The organism is Mycobacterium sp. 852002-50816_SCH5313054-b (assembly GCF_001667185.1).
GTDB lineage: Bacteria > Actinomycetota > Actinomycetes > Mycobacteriales > Mycobacteriaceae > Mycobacterium.
This window is the reverse complement of the sequence record NZ_LZIC01000104.1, coordinates 35,893-51,558: the sequence shown is the minus strand read 5'-3', so window position 1 is coordinate 51,558 and position 15,666 is coordinate 35,893. Positions and strand designations below refer to the sequence as shown.

Sequence of the window (15,666 nt, the reverse complement as noted above, 5' to 3'; positions counted from 1 at the left end):
GGAGGTGGCGTGCGCGACGACGACACATCGGGGGAGTTCCCCACGCTGCACCAGATCGGCGAGTTCGCCGTCATCGATCGGTTGGTGCGCGGCCGCCGACAACCCGGCGCGGTGCTGCTGGGCCCCGGCGATGACGCCGCGCTGGTGGCCGCGGGCGACGGCCGCACCCTGGTCTCGACCGATGTGCTGGTGCAGGACCGGCACTTTCGGCTGGACTGGTCGACACCGCACGACGTCGGCCGCAAGGCGATCGCCCAGAACGCCGCCGACATCGAGGCGATGGGCGGGCGGCCGACGGCCTTCGTGGCCGGTTTCGCGGCACCCGCTGACACGCCGGCCGCGCGGGTGGACGCGCTGGTCGACGGGATGTGGGACGAGGCGGTGCGGATCGGCGCCGGCATCGCCGGCGGCGACCTGGTCAGCGGCCCGCAGTGGGTGTTGTCGGTGACGGTGCTGGGTGGCCTCGACGGTCGCGCGCCGGTGCTGCGGTCGGGGGCCAACGCCGGGTCGGTGCTCGCCGTCACGGGTGAACTGGGCCGCTCCGCCGCCGGATACGCGTTGTGGGACAAGGGCATCGGTGGGTTCGACGAACTGCGGCGCCGTCACCTGGTGCCGCAGCCGCCCTACGGGCAGGGAGCGGCGGCCGCGAAGGCGGGGGCGCAGGCGATGATCGACGTCTCCGACGGCCTGGTCGCCGACCTGCGGCACGTCGCCGAGGCGTCAAGCGTGGCCATCGATGTGTCCACCGCGGCGCTGGCCGCGGACCGTGACGCGGTGGCGGAGGCCGCGGCCGCCGTCGGAGCCGACCCGCTGGCCTGGGTGCTGGGGGGCGGCGAGGACCACGCCCTGGCGGCCTGTTTCGCCGGTCCCGCGCCGGCGGGGTGGCGCGTCATCGGCGCGGTGCTCGACGGGCCGGCCCGGGTGCTCGTCGACGGAGCCGAGTGGAGCGGCTACGCGGGGTGGCAGTCGTATTAGTGTGACGCGGTGACCGTCTACGCGATCGCTCAGCTGAGATTCACCGACCGGGCAGCCTACGACCGGTACCAGGCGAGATTCATGGAGGTCTTCCGCCGTCACCCCGGAACGCTGCTGGCCGCCGACGAAGCACCGAAGGTCGTCGAGGGGCAGTGGGACCGGGAGAAGCTCGTGTTGATGTCGTTTCCCGACGAGGCGGCGTTCCGCGCCTTTGTGCAATCGCCGGAATACGAGGACATCGCGAAGGACCGGCGCGCGGGCGCCGACACGGTGGTGCTGCTCGTCAAAGGGCTGCAGTGACCGCGCGCCCGCTGGGCGAGCTCGTCGAGCCGGGCTGGGCGACGGCGCTGTCGCCGGTGACCGAGCAGGTCGCCCTGATGGGGCAGTTCCTGCGGGCCGAAGTCGCGGCCGGGCGCGGGTACCTCCCGGCGGGGCCAAACGTGTTGCGCGCCTTCACCTATCCCTTCGACAACGTCAGGGTGCTGATCGTCGGGCAGGACCCGTACCCGACGCCCGGGCACGCCGTGGGCCTGAGCTTCTCGGTGGCGCCCGAGGTGCGTCCGCTGCCGCGCAGCCTGGCCAACATCTTCGACGAGTATTGCGCCGACCTCGGTCATCCCCCGCCCTCGTGCGGCGACCTGACGCCGTGGGCCCAGCGCGGGGTGCTGTTGCTGAACAGGGTGCTCACCGTGCGCCCCAACAATCCGGCGTCGCACCGGGGCAAGGGCTGGGAAGCGGTGACGGAGTGCGCGATTCGCGCGCTGGCGGCCCGGTCGCGGCCGATGGTGGCCATCCTGTGGGGCCGCGACGCCTCAACGCTCAAACCGGTTCTGGCCGAGGGTAATTGCGTGGCCATCGAATCGCCGCATCCGTCACCGCTATCGGCCTCCCGCGGGTTCTTCGGCTCGCGCCCGTTCAGCCGCGCCAACGAGCTGCTCGCCGGGCTCGGCGCCGATCCGATCGATTGGAAGCTGCCATGACCGAGATGACGGCCCTGCGCGCGCACCGCCGGGGCGGCCCCGAGGTGCTGGTCGTCGAGCGCGCGCCCGTCCCGGTCCCCGCGCCCGGTGAGGTCCTGATCGAGGTACACGCGGCGGCCATCACCTTCGACGAGCTGACGTGGGACGAGACCTGGGCCAGAACGCCGGTGATCCCGTCCCACGAGGCGTCCGGCGTGGTCGCTGAAATCGGGCCGGGCGTAACCGGTTTGGAACCCGGCGACGAGGTCTATGGGCTGATCGATTTCGACCGCGACGGCGCCGCGGCCGAATTCGTCGCGGTCCCGGCGGCCGACCTGGCCGCCAAGCCGTCGACGGCGTCGCACGTTGTCGCCGCCGCGCTCCCGCTGGCCGGGCTCACCGCGTGGCAGGCGCTGGTCGACCACGCCGCGGTCCGTCCCGGTGAGGCGGTGCTGGTACTCGGCGGGGCGGGCGGGGTCGGCGCCCTGACGGTCCAGCTGGCCGCGATGCTCGGCGCGCGGGTCACCGCCACGGTGCGCAGCGACGCGCGCGAGCTGGTGGGGCGCTTCGGCGCGCAGCGGGTGATCGACGTGCGCGCCGAGGCGTTCGACGCGGACGGCCCCGCCTACGACGTCGTCGTCGACACGGTCGGCGGTGAGACGCTGGACCGGTCGTTCGGCGTGCTGCACCCGGGGGGACGGCTGATCACCCTGTCCGCGCCACCGCCGGTGGGTAAGGCCGACGAATGCGGCGTGACGGCCACCTTCTTTATCGTCAGGCCCGATCGGGATCAGCTCGCCGAGCTCGCGGCGCGCGTCGACCAGGGGCGATTGCGGGTGGAAATCGCGCGGACGTTTCCGCTCGACCGGGGACGGGAGGCGTTCGAAAGCGGTCGGCAGCCCGGCCGGCGGCCTGGCAAGACCGTCATCGTGGTGCGGGACTGACGAGCGACAGGCGCGAATCGCTAGCCGCGGACGACCTTGCCGGCCTTGATGCAGGACGTGCAGACGTTCAGCCGCTGCCTGTTGCCGCCGGGACGGGTCACGACGTGCACGGTCTGGACGTTGGGGTCCCACCGGCGGCTGGTGCGGCGGTGGGAGTGCGACACCGACTTGCCGAAGCCGGGGCCTTTCCCGCAGATATCGCACACAGCGGCCATGGTTCAAGCTCCTCAAAGGTTCTTCGGGGGTCCGGCAGGTGGCCAGGACAGCCCGGAATGACCCGGGCCAGCCCAGGATACCGACCGACATGGGCAACCACCAAAACGATCAACACCCGCCCGGCGGCGTCGCCCGGCACTGTCGCCCGCTCTGGCTAGGCTCAATGCGCCGGTGCACTCAGGCAGCGGGTGCGCCGCCGTGGCCGGCCGCCGCGCGCGTCGTCGCCGGGCTACGCTGGCGCCCACCGGGTGCCGGCGCTGGGAGGCTCCGAGGGAGGTGGGTCGCTTGGGCACGTCAGAGGCGCTGCTGGACGCCGCGACCCTGCGGGACTGGGCCCACACCGCCGTCAGCGATTTGATCACCCACATCGACGAAATCAACCGGCTCAACGTCTTTCCGGTCGCCGATTCCGACACCGGCGCCAACATGCTGTTCACCATGCGTTCCGCGTTGGCGGAGGCGAACGCGGGAGCCGCTGCCGAGGGCTGCGTCGCCCGGGTGGCGGCGGCCCTGTCCTCCGGTGCGCTGAACGGCGCCCGCGGCAATTCCGGGGTGATCTTGTCGCAGATCCTGCGCGGGATCGCCGATGTCACCGCGGCCGCGGCGGCGGATGCCGGCGGTGAGCTGCGCCACATGAACGCGGCGGTCCTCGGGGCCGGGCTGCAGCGCGGCGTCGAGCTGGTCATCGCGTCGATGGGCGGCGACGAGGTGCCCGGGACCATCGTCTCGGTGCTGCGGGCCGCCGCCGACGCCGTCGAGAAATGCGCCGACGAGGGGCTGCCCCACGCGATCACGGCCGCCGGCGACGCAGCCGTCGTCGCGCTGGAAAAGACCCCAGAGCAGCTCGACGTCCTGGCCGACGCCGGCGCGGTGGACGCCGGCGGCCGCGGCCTGCTCGTCCTGCTGGACGCGCTGCGCTGCACCATCGGCGGGCAGGCGCCCCCGCGCACGGTCTACGAGCCGTCGCCGCGCGCCACGGAACCCGAAGCCCCCGCCGAACGCCCGGGGCCGCAGTTCGAGGTGATGTACCGGCTGGACGGCTGCGGCACCGCGGCCGCCGACCTGCTGCGCAGTCGGCTCGAGGAGCTCGGGGAATCGGTGGCGCTGGCGCAGGCCGCCGCGGAGGAATCCGCCCGGATCGACAGCTACTCCGTGCACGTGCACACCGACGACGCCGGGGCCGCCGTCGAAGCGGGCCTGGCGGTGGGGCGGCTCAGCCGGATCGTCATCTCGGCCCTGAGCTCCGGAGCCGCCGGGCTGCCGGCGGGCGGCTGGACCCGCGAACGGGCCGTGGTGGCCGTCGTCGACGGCGCCGGCGCCGCCGAGTTGTTCTCCGCCGAGGGCGCCTGCGTGCTGCAGCCCGACCCGGACGCGAACATCAGCGCGCACCAGCTGGTGCGGGCCGTCGTCGACACCGGCGCCGCGCAGGTGATGGTGCTGCCCAACGGGTATGTGGCCGCCGAGGAGCTGGTGGCCGGGTGCACCGCGGCCATCGGGTGGGGGATCGACGTGGTGCCGATCCCGACCGGGTCGATGGTGCAGGGGCTGGCCGCCCTGGCCGTGCACGAGGCGGAAAGGCAGGCGGTCGACGACGGCTTCACCATGGCCCGCGCGGCCGGCGCGTCCCGGCACGGATCGGTGCGCATCGCGACCGGGAGCGCGCTGACGTGGGCCGGCCGCTGCCAGCCGGGTGACGGCCTGGGCATCGCCGGCGACGAGGTGCTCATCGTGGCCGCCGATGCGGCCGGCGCGGCGATCGGCCTGCTCGATCTGCTGCTGGCCTCCGGGGGCGACCTGGTGACCGTGTTGATCGGCGCGGGCATCGCCGACGAGGCCGAGGCCACCGCCGTGGGCGCCACCCTGCAGGACCACGTGCACGACCACCACCCGGGCACCGAGCTGATGACCTACCGCACCGGCCACCGGGGCGACGTTCTGCTGATCGGGGTCGAGTAGCCGTGGCATCGCTGTCCGACCGGCTGGACTACGTGGTAGGCGGCAAAGTCGTGCCGCTCCTGGACGAATTCTTCGGCATCCATACGGTCGACGACCTGCTGCGCCACTACCCGCGCAGCTACACCGAGGGGGCGAGCCGCTGGGGCACCGACGAGGAGCGGCCGCCGGCCGGCGAGCACATCACCCTCGTCGACACGATTGCCGCCACCAAGTCGTTTCCGATGAAGAAGAACCCGAGGAAGATGTGTCACCGCATCACACTGGGCTCCGGCCGCGGTGCCGTGACCGCCACGTTCTTCAACGCGAACTACATCATGAAGGACCTCACCAAGGGCACCAAGGTGATGCTCTCCGGGGAGGTCGGGTTCTTCAGGAACGAGATGCAGCTGACGCACCCCGCCTTCCTCATCGTTGAGTCGCCGGACGGGAAGAACCGCGGCACCGCGTCGCTCAAGAGCATCGCCGACGTCTCAGATGCCACCACCGGCGAGGAGCTCGCGGACGCCTTCCAACATCACTTCTTCCCGATCTATCCGGCCAGCGCCAAGCTGCAGAGCTGGAACATCTTCGCCACCGTGCGCCAAGTGCTCGACGTCCTCGACCCGGTGCCCGATCCGCTGCCCGCACCGCTGCGTGAGCGGCTCGGCCTGATCGGCGAGGACGAGGCGCTGCGCGCGATTCATCTCTCCGAGGACGAGCGCGAACGGCGAAGGGCCCGTGACCGATTGACGTTCGACGAGGCCGTCGGTTTGCAGTGGGCGCTGGTTGCCCGCCGGCACGGCGAGCTGTCGGAATCCGGACCCCCGGCACCCCGGCGGGACGACGGTCTGGCGGCGGAATTGTTGCGGCGATTGCCCTTCGAGCTGACGGCGGGACAGCGCGAGGTGCTCGACGTGCTTTCCGACGGGCTGGCGGCGACCCGCCCGATGAACCGCCTGCTGCAGGGTGAGGTCGGCTCCGGCAAGACGATCGTCGCGGTGCTGGCGATGCTGCAGATGGTCGACGCCGGCTACCAGTGCGCGCTGCTCGCGCCAACGGAAGTGCTTGCCGCGCAACATCTCCGGTCGATCCACGGCGTCCTCGGCGAGTTGGCGATGGCGGGCCAGCTGGGCGGCGCGGACAACGCGACGCGGGTAGCGCTGCTCACCGGCTCGATGACGGCCGCGCACAAGAAGCACGTCCGCGACGAGGTCGCCGGCGGTCAGGCCGGCATCGTCGTCGGCACCCACGCGCTGCTGCAGGACGCGGTGGACTTCCACAACCTTGGCATGGTGGTGGTCGACGAACAGCACCGGTTCGGTGTCGAACAGCGAGATCAATTGCGCGCCAAGGCTCGTGCCGGCATCACGCCGCACCTGCTGGTGATGACGGCCACGCCGATACCGCGCACCGTCGCGCTCACGGTGTACGGCGACCTGGAGACCTCGACGCTGCGCGAACTTCCGCGCGGGCGCCGGCCGATCGCCACCAACGTCATCTTCGTGGGCGACAAACCCACCTGGCTCGATCGTGCCTGGCACCGCATCATCGAGGAGGTCTCCGCGGGCCGCCAGGCGTACGTGGTGGCGCCCCGGATCGACGAGACCGACGACACCGAAAAAAGCGAGGAGGGCCGCCGGCCTTCGGCGACCGCGGTGGGACTCTTCGACCGATTGCGCTCCGGTGAGCTGGCGGACCTGCGGCTGGCGCTGATGCACGGGCGGTTGTCGGCCGACGAGAAGGACGCCGCGATGGCGGCGTTTCGCGCGGGTGAGGTCGATGTGCTGGTGTGCACCACGGTGATCGAGGTCGGAGTGGACGTCCCCAATGCCACGGTCATGCTGGTGATGGACGCCGACCGGTTCGGCATCAGCCAGCTACATCAGCTGCGTGGGCGCATCGGCCGGGGTGAGCATCCGAGCCTGTGCCTGCTGGCCACCTGGGTCCCACCGGACGCGCAGGCCGGCCGGCGGCTGCGCGCCGTCGCCGAGACGCTGGACGGGTTCGCCCTCGCCGACCTCGACCTCAAGGAGCGCCGCGAGGGAGATGTGCTGGGCCGCAACCAATCCGGCAGGGCTGTCACCCTGCGGTTGCTGTCGCTGGCCGACCATGGAGCGTACATCGAGGCCGCCCGCGACTTCGCCGTCCAGGCGTACGAGCGGGACCCGTCGAACCCCGAATTGGCTTTGCTGGCCGCGCGTTTCACCGACACCGACCGAATCGACTACCTGGACAAGTCATGAATCGCAAGCTGCTGCTGTGGTTGTCGGCGATCGCGGTGTTGGCGGTGCTGGTGGCCTATCAGACGCTGGGATCCGACGCCGCCAAGCGCGCCGAAGTGGCCGCTCGCGCCGACGTGCCCACGGTGCAACCCGGCACCGACGTGCTCGCCGGTGTCGCGGTGCTTCCCGAGCGGGCCCACCGCTACGACTACCGGCGCCCGGCGTTCGGCGACGCCTGGGACGACAACAACGACGCACCGCTGGGGCACAACGGGTGTGACACCCGCGACGACATCCTCAACCGCGATCTCGTCGACAAGTCGTACGTGTCGATCAAGCGCTGCCCGGACGCGGTGGCCACCGGCACCCTGCACGACCCGTACACCAACACCACGATCGCGTTTGCGCGCGGCGCCAAGGTCGGCGAGGCGGTGCAGATCGACCACATCGTCCCGCTGGCCTACGCCTGGGACATGGGGGCCTACGACTGGCCGCCGCCGGAGCGCCTGCGCTTCGCCAACGACCCGGCCAACCTGCTGGCCGTGGAAGGCCAGGCCAACCAGGACAAGGGCGACTCGCCGCCGGCCCTCTGGATGCCGCCGAACACCGCGTTCGCCTGTCAGTACGCCATGCAGTTCATCACCGTGCTGCGCGGTTACCAGTTACCGGTGGACCAGGCCTCCGCGGGCGTGCTGCGGCAGGCGGCGGCCACCTGCCCGGCGGGGTGAGCGGAACGGATTACGGGCCTTCGTACGTGTTCGGATCCGGGCGCAGCCGGGTGCCGTCGTTGAGGCCGTTGATCGCGTCCATGTGCTCGCCGGCCAATTCGAAATCGAAGATGTCCACGTTGGTGGCGATGTGCTCGGCTTTGCTCGAGCGGAAGATCACCGAATTGCCCAATTGCACGTTCCACCGCAGCAGAACTTGCGCGGGCGTCTTGCCGTATTCGGCGGCGACCGAGTTCAGCGTCGGGTTGTCCATCAGCTTGCCGAGAACCAGCGGGGTGTAGGACTGCGTGACGACGTTGTGCTGCGCATTCGCTTTGCGCAGATCGGCCTGGTTGAGCAGCGGGTGCAGCTCGACCTGGTTGACCGCGGGGGTGACGAACGTCAGGTCGATGACCGTCGAGAGGTGATCCTCGGTGAAGTTGGACACCCCGATCGAGCGGGCATGGCCTTCCCCGCGGGACTGGATCATGCCGCCGAATGCGTCGACGTATGTGCCCTGCGCCGGCGCCGGCCAATGAATGAGGTAGAGGTCGACGTAGTCGAGGCCGAGTCGCTCCAGGCTGGCGCTGCAGGCCACCGGGGCCTTGCTGAATCCGTGGTCCGCCGTGGCGAGCTTGGTGGTGACGAACAGCTCCGCGCGCGGGATGCCCGAAGCCGCGATCGCGCGGCCGACACCTGCCTCGTTGCCGTAGGCGGCGGCGGTGTCGATGAGCCGGCACCCGATCTGAAGCGCGGCCGCGACGGCGCGCTCGGCTTCGTCCTCCGATAGGTCTGCGACCCCCAGGCCGAGCACCGGCATGGTGTTTTCGTCGTTAAGAGCTATCGACGGTATGGCGGAGCCCGACTCGCCAGCCAATGTCATTCACCTACCTGTGAATTGAAGGTTCGTAGATCTCCGACCCGGTCGGTGCTTGATCCGGGATCGAACACGTCGAAGTTGCTCGCAATCCGTTTGGGGTTCACCGACTTGGGGACCACGATATTACCCAGCCGGATATGCACCTAATCAATACCTGCTCGGGCGCGATTGGGTGACGACGTAGAGTTGGTCGCGCGGCACGCCAGAGTGGGTATTCACTTTCCGTCGCTCAGCGTGTCGATGAATTTGCAGGGGGAGCAGGAGCAGCCATGACCAGAAGCCTGCCGGGGACGCCGGACCTCGATCTCGGCGCCAAACGCGCACCAATGAGCTGGCTCAGTCGCGTCCAGGGCGCCATCACCACCGCCGGTGTCAAGGTCATTCCGTGGATACCGACCGCCGCCAAGCGGGTGCTGTTCCACGGCCGCTCGGTCATCATCGACGGCAATACGCTCGATCCCACGCTTCAGCTGATGCTGTCGGGGCTGCGCGCCGTCGGCATCGACGGCCTCGTCGTCGACGACGAACCGGCCGCGTCCCGCGCCCAGATGCGGGAGACGCTCGTGGGATTGCCCGGGCCGCAGATTCACGTCGAGGTGGAGGACCTCTCGCTGCCCGGACCGGCCGGCGAGATCCGCGCGCGGCACTATCGTCCGGCCGGCGGTGCCGCGGCGCCCCTGCTGGTCTTCTACCACGGCGGTGGCTGGGTGATCGGCGATCTGGACACCCACGACACCCTGTGCAGGCTGACGTGCCGCGACGCCGGCATCCACGTGTTGTCGATCGACTACCGGCTGGCCCCCGAGCACCCCGCCCCGGCCGCCGTCGAGGACGCCATTGCGGCCTTCAGGTGGGCGCACGACCACGCCGGTGAGCTCGGCGCGACCCCCGGGCGGGTCGCGGTCGGCGGCGACAGCGCCGGCGGGAATCTGGCCGCGGTGGTCGCCCAGGCGGCGCGCGACGAGGGGGGTCCCGCCCCGGTGCTGCAGTGGCTGCTCTACCCGCGGACCGACTTCACCGCCCAAACCCGGTCGATGAGCCTGTTCGCCCGCGGCTTCTTGCTGACCAGGCGGGACATGGACTGGTTCACCGCCCAGTACCTGAAGGCGTTCGACCCGACGGATCCGCGGGTGTCGCCGCTGCACGCCGAGTCGCTGGCGGGGCTGGCGCCCGCGTTGATCGCGGTCGGGGGCTTCGACCCGCTGCGCGACGAGGGCGAGGCCTACGCGGCGGCGCTGCAGGCCGCCGGTACCCCGGTGGACCTGCGCTACATGGGCTCGCTGACCCACGGCTTCGCGAACCTGTTTCAGCTGGGCGGCGACAGCGCCGTGGGGACGAGCGAGCTGGTCTCGGCCCTGCGTGCCCACCTGAGCCGCGCCTGAGCCGTCGGGCAAACGCCGGTACTCTAGAGGCGCCTCCGTCCGAGGGCCGGACGGGCCAGCACCGAAGGATCAGCGAACCTGTGGCCGACAAACCCAAGCGTCCCCCGCAATTCGATGTGAAGTCCGCCACCGGCAAATCCGGCCGACTCGTCCAGATCGGCGGCACCGCCTTCATCGTGATTTTCGCGGTCGCGCTCGTCTTCTACATCGTGACGTCACACCACAAGAAGGGCGGCGCCACCGGAGAGGGCGACACGGTGCGGGTGACGTCGAGCAAGGTGGTCAACCAGCCGGGCACCAGCAATCCCAAAGCCGTCGTGACGTTCTACGAGGATTTCCTCTGCCCGGCCTGCGGTAACTTCGAGCGCACTTTCGGGCCGACGGTTTCCAAGCTCATCGACATCGGCGCCGTCGCGGCCGATTACTCCATGGTGGCGATCCTCGACAGCCAGAAGAACCAGAACTATTCGTCTCGGGCCGGCGCGGCGGCCCTCTGCGTCGCCGACGAATCCATCGACGCGTTCCGCCGTTTCCACAGCGCGCTGTTCAGCGCCGCCATCCAGCCCGACGAACGCGGCACCAGCTTCCCCGACAACGCGCGGCTGATCGAGATCGCCCGCGTCGACGGCGTCGTCGGCAAGGTTCCCGACTGCATCAACAGCGGCAAGTACGTGTCCAGGGTGGCCGGGGAGGCCGCGAAAGCGAACATCAACGCGACGCCGACCATCAAGATCAACGGCCAGGATTACGAACCGTCGACGCCGGATGCGCTGGTCAGCAAGATCAAGTCGATCGTGGGCGACGTGCCGGGCATAGATACCGCCGTCTCTCCCGCGGCCTGATGACGACCCCGGTGTCGGCGCAACCCGCCGAGGACGCCGGCGGCGAGACACCGGATGCGCCGCACCGCCCGAGCGTGCCCGCGCCCAGCGCGTGGTGGGTGCTGACCGCCGGCGTGATCGGGCTGGTCGCGTCGATGACGCTGACGGTGGAGAAAATCGACCTCCTGCTCAACCCGTCGTACGTGCCGTCGTGCAACATCAACCCGGTCCTGTCGTGCGGCTCGGTGATGATCACCCCGCAGGCGTCGGTGCTGGGCTTCCCCAATCCGCTGCTCGGACTGGTGGGCTTCGCCGTGGTGGTCGTCACCGGCGTCTTGGCGGTGGCGAAAGTTTCTCTGCCGCAATGGTATTGGGTCGGCCTGACGGTCGGTGTGCTGGCCGGTTCGGCGTTCGTGCACTGGCTGATCTTCCAGAGCCTGTACCGCATCGGGGCGTTGTGCCCCTACTGCATGGTGGTCTGGGCGGTCACCATCTCGCTGCTGGTGGTGGTCGCGTCGATCGCGTTTCGCCCGGCGCTGCAGACCGGTCCGCTGCGGGTGGCCTACCAGTGGCGCTGGTCGATCGCCGCGCTGTGGTTCACCGCGGTGTTCCTGCTGATCATGGTGCGGTTCTGGGACTACTGGTCGACGCTGTTGTGAACGCGTGACCCGGATCATCGGCGGCGCCGCCGGCGGCCGGCGCATCACCGTCCCCCCGCGGGGCACCAGGCCCACCACCGACCGGGTGCGCGAATCGCTCTTCAACATCGTCGCCGCGCGCCGGGACCTGGCCGGCCTGGCGGTGCTGGACCTGTACGCCGGTTCGGGCGCGCTGGGGCTGGAGGCACTGTCGCGCGGGGCCGCCTCGGCGCTGTTCGTGGAGTCCGACCCGCGCACCGCGGCCGTCATCGCGCGCAACATCGAGGCCCTGGGACTGCCCGGCGCGACCCTGCGCCGGGGCGCGGTGGCGACGGTGCTGGCGGCCGGGACCTCGTCCGCGGTGGACCTGGTGCTGGCCGACCCGCCCTACGACATCGACGCCGCGGAGCTGGGCGCCGTGCTGGCCGCTCTGACCACACACGGCTGGGTGCGCGAGGGAACCGTTGCGGCCGTGGAGCGTCCGGTCGCCGGCGCGTCGCTGAGCTGGCCGGCGGGCTGGTCCGTGTGGCCCGAGCGCGTGTACGGCGACACCCGTCTGGAGCTGGCCGAACATGCGTAGCCAGGCGTGTAGCGTCATCGCCTATGAGCGGCGCGGTTTGCCCGGGGTCGTTTGACCCGGTGACATTGGGCCACATCGACGTCTTCGAGCGCGCCTCGGCCCAGTTCGACGAGGTGGTGGTGGCGATCCTGGTCAACCCCGCCAAGAAGGGCATGTTCGAGCTCGACGAGCGGATCGCGATGATCGAGGAGTCGACGACGCACCTGGCCAACCTGCGGGTGGAGTCCGGCCAGGGCCTGGTGGTCGACTTCGTCAGGTCGCTGGGAATGACCGCCATCGTGAAGGGTCTGCGCACCGGCACCGACTTCGAATACGAGCTGCAGATGGCGCAGATGAACAAGCACATCGCCGGTGTGGACACGTTTTTCGTCGCCACCACGCCGCGCTATTCGTTCGTGTCGTCCTCGCTGGCCAAGGAGGTCGCGCTGCTGGGCGGCAACGTGTCGGAGCTGCTGCCCGAACCGGTGAACCGCCGGTTGCACGAGAAGCTGTCGGCTCGCCGCTGAGGCGTCGGTCAGAAAACGACGGTTTGGTTGTCAGGTCGTCGACCGTGTGGGTGTGGTTGACGCGCACGACGTCCTGTTCGATGATCGGCCCCTCGTCGAGCGCCTCGGTGACGTAGTGGGCGGTGGCGCCGACCAGCTTGACACCCCGTTCGCGCGCGCGCCGATACGGCGACGCGCCGGTGAAGGCGGGCAGGAACGAGTGGTGGATGTTGATCAGCGGGCAGCCGAGCCCGTCGAGGAACGTCGGGCTCAGTATCTGCATGTAGCGGGCAAGCACCACCAAATCCACGTTGCCGCTGAGCAATTGAAGCTGGCGCTGTTCGGCCTCGGCCCGGGTGTCGCGGGTGGCGGGGGATGTGGACGAACGGCACGCCGAAGGGGCGCACGTGGTCGGCCAGGTCCGGGTGGTTGGCAATCACCATGGCAACCGACATCTGAAGTTCGCCGCGACGATTGCGCCACAACAGGTCCAACAGGCAGTGGTCCTGTTTGGACGCCATGATCGCGACTCGCTTGGGCTTGGCCGCCTCGGTGAACCGGTAGTCGATATTGAATCGGTCGGCGACGGTGCGGACGAATTCGCGCTCCAGCTCGTCCCTGGCGGCGGTCAGGCCGGGTAGGTGAAAGATGGCGCGCTGCAAGAACATTCCGTCCTCCGGCGCGGTGGAGTGCTGGTCCAGCGAAATGATGTTGGCGCCGGCCTGAGCCAGGAAGTTGCTCACCGCCGCGATCAGCCCCGGTCGGTCGTGGCAGCGCAGCAACAGCCGGACGATATCGCCCGGCGGCGGTGGACCGCAGGGCGGCGGCGGATAGTCCCCGGCCCCGGCCGGCGTTGGTGTCCCGGAGTCCGCCATCTTGGGTTCTGCGCCTCCCGGTAGCGGGATGGTCAGATCGAGAAAGCCGCAGGCCCAGGATACTGCCCATGGGGCGCCGCGCCTCAAATCGAGCAAGACCGACCTCTCAATTGCGGCGGACCCGACAACTCGGGAGTTTTGACGCTCAGCACGGGCAACCGTGCGAAACTTCATGCTGGCTTTTCTCGGTGAACGCATTCGGCCGACGAAGCAATACGCGCGAGACGATCGAAGGGAATTGGCGGTGAATGAGCGACCTGCCGTCGTAGTGGAGCATCGCACCCAGACCGGTGTGACCCCGGTCTTGGGTGGATGGCGCCCGACCACCGCGTCGCCGGCATTCGCACCGCCGGACATCGCTCGCATCGTGCAATACGTTCGTCACCCGGTGCACGTCGTCCGCGAGGAGGCCACGGGGCAGCTCGGGCTTGCCATGGGGGGCGAGCTGGTGGGCGCCGGCGCCGCCGAGATATCGCTGGTGGCGACGTTGCCCCCGATCTACCCGGAGTGGCTGGGTGACCGCGAGTTCTGCGAGGCGCACGGGACCCGGTTTCCTTATGTCACGGGGGCCATGGCAAACGGCATTGCGACGCCGGCGCTGGTGGTGGCGATCGCCGAGGCCGGCATGTTGGGCTTCTTCGGCGCCGGTGGCCTCTCGTACGCCGGGGTGGAACAGGGACTGGCCGACATCCGGGGGAGGCTCGCGGGCAGAACCGGACTCGCGTGGGGCGCAAACCTGATCCACTCGCCCCACGAGCCCGCGCTCGAGGCGCGGGTGGCCGAGCTGTTCATCGCTCTCGACGTCCGCGTCGTCGAGGCGTCGGCGTTCATGAAACTGACCCCCGCGGTCGTCCACTACGCGTTGTCCGGTCTGTCGACCGATCCGGCCGGCGCCATCGTTCGCAAGAACCATGTGATGGCGAAGGTCTCGCGGCCCGAGGTCGCACGCATGTTCATGGAACCCGCGCCGGCGGCGTTGGTCTCGGCGCTCGAATCGTCCGGCAAGCTCACCGCGCGGGAAGCCGAGCTGTCGCGACACGTTCCCGTGGCAGAAGACATCACGGTCGAGGCCGACAGCGGAGGGCACACCGACAACCGCCCGCTGTCCGCGCTTTTCTCGGAAATCGCGCTGCTCCGCGACGAACTGGCGCAACAGCACGGCCTGAAAGCCCGGGTGCGGGTGGGCGCGGGCGGCGGCATCAGCACGCCGCAGTCCGTAGCCGGCGCGTTCGCGATGGGGGCGGCGTACGTCGTCACCGGCTCCGTCAACCAGTCGTGCGTCGAGTCCGGGTTGTCGCTGCGGGCACGCGAAATGCTCGCCAAGGCATCCGTTGCGGACGTGATGATGGCCCCGGCGTCCGACATGTTCGAGATGGGCGTGAATCTCCAGGTGCTCAAGCGTGGCTCGATGTTCGGCCCGCGGGCGAGGAAGCTCTACGGCTGGTACGCCGGCAACCCGGACCTGGCCACCGTCCTGGGCGAACATCGCGCCGAACTGGAAAAGATCCTGGGCAAGACCGTCGACGAGGTTTGGGCTGAGACGCGGCAGTACTGGGAGCAGCGGGAGCCGGCGGTGCTCGAACTCGCGGCCCGGGACCCGAAGTATCAAATGGCGCTGGTGTTCCGCTGGTATCTGGGCAAATCAAGCCGGTGGGCGATCGACGGGGATCCCGACCGGGTGCTGGACTACCAGATCTGGTGTGGCCCGTCGATGGGAGCCTTCAACGGCTGGGTGGCGGGTAGCTATCTAGAGCAATGCGGGCACCGCAACGTCGACCAGGTGGCGCTCAATTTGCTGGAAGGGGCCGCCCAGATCAGCCGGGCCCACCAGGCGCGCACCTGCGGGGTTCCCGTTCCGGTAAGCGCATTCCGCTATATCCCGCGCCCGTTATCGATAGCGCCCGACGGTGCGCCGGCCCCCTGACCGCCCGACTCACTCGACTCGCGTTCGCCCCGCAATAATGTGCGGGTGCCGAATGGTGGCCGCGCGGCAAATATTACCTGCCGGTAGTTATTGCTGCTTGCGCGCTGTCCTGCTAACGCACAA

Annotated in this window: 15 protein-coding genes and 2 pseudogenes; 13 read left to right on the top strand and 4 right to left on the bottom strand. The window is 69.8% G+C overall.

Going from position 1 to position 15,666, the window contains the following annotated elements; translation table 11 throughout:
• Positions 1–9: 9 nt before the first annotated feature.
• Genes A5787_RS19895 through A5787_RS19880 form a run of 4 tightly spaced genes read left to right on the top strand, consistent with a single transcriptional unit; the run spans position 10 to position 2,878 of the window.
• Complete coding sequence (locus A5787_RS19895; RefSeq protein WP_066970087.1) at positions 10–975, top strand: thiamine-phosphate kinase; 966 nt, start codon at positions 10–12, stop codon at positions 973–975.
• A 9-nt stretch (positions 976–984) separates the two neighbouring features.
• On the top strand, positions 985–1,275 hold the full coding sequence (locus tag A5787_RS19890) for a DUF1330 domain-containing protein (RefSeq protein WP_066970086.1): 291 nt from the start codon (positions 985–987) through the stop codon (positions 1,273–1,275).
• Positions 1,272–1,955, top strand: a complete 684-nt coding sequence (locus tag A5787_RS19885; protein ID WP_066970085.1) for a uracil-DNA glycosylase — start codon at positions 1,272–1,274, stop codon at positions 1,953–1,955. Before A5787_RS19890 ends, A5787_RS19885 begins: the two co-directional genes overlap by 4 nt.
• 5 nt (positions 1,956–1,960) lie before the next feature.
• Complete coding sequence (locus tag A5787_RS19880; protein ID WP_066970146.1) at positions 1,961–2,878, top strand: NADP-dependent oxidoreductase; 918 nt, start codon at positions 1,961–1,963, stop codon at positions 2,876–2,878.
• Positions 2,879–2,898: 20 nt separating this feature from the next.
• On the opposite strand, the gene rpmB is transcribed toward A5787_RS19880, so the two are convergent.
• On the bottom strand, positions 2,899–3,093 hold the full coding sequence (gene rpmB, locus A5787_RS19875; protein WP_007171345.1) for a 50S ribosomal protein L28: 195 nt from the start codon (positions 3,091–3,093) through the stop codon (positions 2,899–2,901).
• A gap of 286 nt (positions 3,094–3,379) precedes the next feature.
• Between rpmB and A5787_RS19870 the strand changes: the two genes are divergently transcribed.
• The 3 genes from A5787_RS19870 to A5787_RS19860 are packed head-to-tail and all read left to right on the top strand — an operon-like array spanning position 3,380 to position 7,979.
• Positions 3,380–5,050: a DAK2 domain-containing protein gene (locus A5787_RS19870; protein WP_066970084.1), complete on the top strand. Its 1,671-nt coding sequence runs from the start codon at positions 3,380–3,382 to the stop codon at positions 5,048–5,050.
• 2 nt (positions 5,051–5,052) lie between these two features.
• On the top strand, positions 5,053–7,272 hold the full coding sequence (gene recG / locus A5787_RS19865) for an ATP-dependent DNA helicase RecG (protein WP_066970083.1): 2,220 nt from the start codon (positions 5,053–5,055) through the stop codon (positions 7,270–7,272).
• Positions 7,269–7,979 (top strand): HNH endonuclease family protein, encoded by a 711-nt coding sequence (locus A5787_RS19860; protein ID WP_066970076.1) that lies wholly within the window; start codon positions 7,269–7,271, stop codon positions 7,977–7,979. The genes recG and A5787_RS19860 overlap by 4 nt, the downstream gene beginning before the upstream one ends.
• A 10-nt stretch (positions 7,980–7,989) precedes the next feature.
• Here the strand turns inward: A5787_RS19860 and A5787_RS19855 are convergent, their stop codons facing one another.
• Positions 7,990–8,835 carry an aldo/keto reductase gene (locus A5787_RS19855; RefSeq protein ID WP_197507294.1) on the bottom strand — a complete coding sequence of 282 codons (846 nt, stop codon included), beginning with the start codon at positions 8,833–8,835 and terminating at the stop codon, positions 7,990–7,992.
• 2 nt (positions 8,836–8,837) lie between these two features.
• Positions 8,838–9,067: pseudogene (locus A5787_RS28815) on the bottom strand (hypothetical protein); the annotation flags it as partial.
• A gap of 40 nt (positions 9,068–9,107) precedes the next feature.
• Between A5787_RS28815 and A5787_RS19850 the strand changes: the two are divergent.
• The 5 genes from A5787_RS19850 (at position 9,108) to coaD (ending at position 12,765) form a co-directional block, all read left to right on the top strand.
• Positions 9,108–10,220 (top strand): alpha/beta hydrolase, encoded by a 1,113-nt coding sequence (locus A5787_RS19850; protein ID WP_066970072.1) that lies wholly within the window; start codon positions 9,108–9,110, stop codon positions 10,218–10,220.
• Between the two features lie 80 nt (positions 10,221–10,300).
• Positions 10,301–11,062 carry a DsbA family protein gene (locus A5787_RS19845; protein WP_066970071.1) on the top strand — a complete coding sequence of 254 codons (762 nt, stop codon included), beginning with the start codon at positions 10,301–10,303 and terminating at the stop codon, positions 11,060–11,062.
• Positions 11,062–11,700, top strand: a complete 639-nt coding sequence (locus A5787_RS19840) for a vitamin K epoxide reductase family protein (RefSeq protein WP_066970069.1) — start codon at positions 11,062–11,064, stop codon at positions 11,698–11,700. The genes A5787_RS19845 and A5787_RS19840 overlap by 1 nt, the downstream gene beginning before the upstream one ends.
• 4 nt (positions 11,701–11,704) lie before the next feature.
• Positions 11,705–12,259, top strand: coding sequence for a 16S rRNA (guanine(966)-N(2))-methyltransferase RsmD (gene rsmD, locus A5787_RS19835; RefSeq protein WP_066970068.1), 555 nt, complete (start codon positions 11,705–11,707; stop codon positions 12,257–12,259).
• Positions 12,260–12,282: 23 nt separating this feature from the next.
• On the top strand, positions 12,283–12,765 hold the full coding sequence (coaD, locus tag A5787_RS19830) for a pantetheine-phosphate adenylyltransferase (protein ID WP_066970067.1): 483 nt from the start codon (positions 12,283–12,285) through the stop codon (positions 12,763–12,765).
• Positions 12,766–12,796: 31 nt separating this feature from the next.
• Here the strand turns inward: coaD and purU are convergent.
• A pseudogene (gene purU, locus A5787_RS26940) lies at positions 12,797–13,619 on the bottom strand (formyltetrahydrofolate deformylase); the annotation flags it as partial.
• A gap of 244 nt (positions 13,620–13,863) precedes the next feature.
• On the opposite strand from purU, the gene A5787_RS19820 reads away from it, so the two are divergent.
• Positions 13,864–15,543 (top strand): PfaD family polyunsaturated fatty acid/polyketide biosynthesis protein, encoded by a 1,680-nt coding sequence (locus A5787_RS19820; protein ID WP_231994079.1) that lies wholly within the window; start codon positions 13,864–13,866, stop codon positions 15,541–15,543.
• Positions 15,544–15,666 lie beyond the last annotated feature (123 nt).

Excerpts from the sequence above, each read along its gene's own strand:
- A5787_RS19880 (WP_066970146.1), top strand. The coding sequence starts at position 1,961 with ATGACGGCCCTGCGCGCGCACCGCCGGGGCGGCCCCGAGGTGCTGGTC.
- rpmB (WP_007171345.1), bottom strand. The coding sequence starts at position 3,093 with ATGGCCGCTGTGTGCGATATCTGCGGGAAAGGCCCCGGCTTCGGCAAG.
- A5787_RS19860 (WP_066970076.1), top strand. The coding sequence starts at position 7,269 with ATGAATCGCAAGCTGCTGCTGTGGTTGTCGGCGATCGCGGTGTTGGCG.
- A5787_RS19850 (WP_066970072.1), top strand. The coding sequence starts at position 9,108 with ATGACCAGAAGCCTGCCGGGGACGCCGGACCTCGATCTCGGCGCCAAA.
- A5787_RS19840 (WP_066970069.1), top strand. The coding sequence starts at position 11,062 with ATGACGACCCCGGTGTCGGCGCAACCCGCCGAGGACGCCGGCGGCGAG.
- coaD (WP_066970067.1), top strand. The coding sequence starts at position 12,283 with ATGAGCGGCGCGGTTTGCCCGGGGTCGTTTGACCCGGTGACATTGGGC.